This window comes from Methanoculleus sp. 10 (assembly GCF_913757945.1).
GTDB lineage: Archaea > Halobacteriota > Methanomicrobia > Methanomicrobiales > Methanoculleaceae > Methanoculleus.
Window position 1 is genome coordinate 1 of record NZ_CAJYDP010000020.1, and the last position, 2,373, is coordinate 2,373.

Here is a 2,373-nt window from a genome sequence, read left to right on the forward strand (position 1 = left end):
CCCGGGACTGCCGGAGAAGGGTGTAGGTCTTTTTGTAGGTGGTGTAGAACGGGAGGATGCCGAGGGCTCTCGTCGTGAACGAGTCCCGGTCGGAGACCTTCCCGGCGGGGTACACCACGCCCTTCTCTGCCCTTCTCACGTACTCTTCAGCCATATGCATATCACAGCGGCATCATCGTGCCGCTCCTCAAAGCCCTTCAGCCTTCTCGTGCCGTGTCCCTGTGAGGTGCATCACACACCTTCTCAGAATCCCAGCCTCTCGCCGGGACACCTCTCACCGGCGATGCACCCGTCCGGCCTGACTCCGGGCGGCAGTCCCCCGGAAGGCAACGTTACCCGGTGCATCGGAGTAGTATACCCCCGGGCAACGTATATAAAAATTGGCATGCTGTCACGGGCTCCCCCGAGGATCGGAGCTTTATAACCACTCAAATGGCCCATCGGGAGGGGTAGGGTGCGGTCCGGATCCCGCCCTTCCCGGTAGGCGGCCCGCTTCCCGCGATTTCCTGTCTTGGAATACCGTTTGGCAAACACACCCCGGTGATGGGATTGTTGAGACAAACTATAAATATGCAAAGGCCTATGAGGGGTATGTCTTGGTAAGATAAGGCGACAGTCATCCGGACCGTGCACCTCCGATATGATGGTGCCTGCCCGGGTACAAGGGGGGATAATTATTCTGGAGAAGGCCGTACCTGATAGCAGTAGCAGCGCGGAGATCTTCACCGGTCTCCAGACCGAGAATGACGTCCTTGACGAGATACGGGCATTGGCCGGTGGTCTGCGCAGGCAGAACGGGTCCGTCCCGGGTGATCTCGATTTCACCGTTCCCATCGGCTGGGAGGAGCGGATCGGGCATCTTGACGATCGGCCCATCAGGCGATTGATCGTCTTCCTCCGCTCCACGGGTTGCGAGTGGGTTGAGAAGACCGGGGGATGCACCATGTGCGGATTTTATTGTGCGACGTCCCGGGGCAGGGCGGTCTCGGCGGAGGAGTACGTCGCACAGTTCGAGTACGTGATGGACGCCGTCGATCTCGGGGACTACCCGGTCGTCTCGATCTACAACGACGGAAATATCTTTAACGAGCGCGAGATGCCGGCTGCCGCTATCGAAAAGATCTGCTCATACATCGACGGCTACAAAAACATAAAGAAGGTGGTCGTCGAGTCGAGGATCGATTATTCGCCCGACGAGCACGTGCAGAAGATGAAGAAGGCCTTAGGCGGGCGGCAGCTCGAGGTGGCGTTCGGGTTTGAGTCCGCAGACCCGCAGGTGATGAACCTCTGCATCAACAAGGGGTTCTCGGCCCATAACTTCGATCTCTTCCATTCGAGGATGCGGGGTATGGGTGTTCTGACAAAGCCGCTCCTTCTCGTCAAACCCCCGTTCCTCACCGATGCGGAGGCGGTAGACGATGTCCTCAGGACCGTGGCCTACTGTGTCTCCCGTGGGATCGAGTATGTTGACCTCGAGGTGACGACGGTCGAGAAGAACACCGTCGTGCACGAACTCTGGAAGAATAACCTCTACCGGCCGCCGTGGCTCTGGAGCCTCGTCGACCTCCTGCAGGAGTGCCGGGAGCGGTTCGGGGACCGCGCCCATGTCTATGTCAGCCCCTGGACCTACTCGGTCGAGTCTCTCGACTGGGCCCGGAACTGCGGGAAGTGCGATGCCGAGCTCGGCAAAGCGATCGAGCGCTACAACTGCCATTTCGATACGGCGGAGTTCGAAGGGCTGGACTGCTCGTGCCGGGATGACGGGTGGCGGGAGGCCGTCGAGAGACAGGACCCCCGGACGATCCCGGAGAGGATCCGCGAGCAGCTCGCGTACGTGCGGAATGCCCGGCTCTCGTCGGTGTAGGCGGTCCCTGCACCGGACGGGAAGGGGCAGCATCGATCGCCGCAGCTCCCGGCCATACCTCCATTGTGAACCCGGTGAAGAACCGGGCGGGGACGGGGCCCGGACATCCCCCGGGAGGCTTCTTTTAAACCGTGTGCGGGTGGTGATAGAGCCTCGTGCGTTGGCGCGAGGGCCACAAAGGGGAGTTGCAGGTAATTATACCGAACTTCGCGAACTTCCGCGGCAACTCGAGGGTCAGCAATAGAGGGTAATAATACAGCCTCTCGCGTTGAGCGCGAAGCCGCTAAAGGGAGTTCCCTGCAGCCATCCGTCGAACTTCCGCGCTCTTCCCCAGTGCATCGATTCTCAATTGCCGGCACTCTCACCGGAGGAGATCATCGATCGTGTTTCGCACCGCCCAGGGGTTTGCATCCCGGGCACGGTTTTTCCCGGGTATCTCCATGCACCTTCCCCGCCCCCCTCCGGGGCGGGGGCTTTGAGGAGGAACGTACAGGTACCCACCTGCGGGG

Annotated in this window: 1 protein-coding gene; it reads left to right on the top strand. The window is 60.7% G+C overall.

Annotated features, from left to right (window positions below):
• The first annotated feature begins 640 nt into the window (after positions 1–640).
• Positions 641–1,864, top strand: coding sequence for an archaeosine biosynthesis radical SAM protein RaSEA (locus QZ408_RS14715; RefSeq protein ID WP_292492804.1), 1,224 nt, complete (start codon positions 641–643; stop codon positions 1,862–1,864).
• Positions 1,865–2,373: the final 509 nt, after the last annotated feature.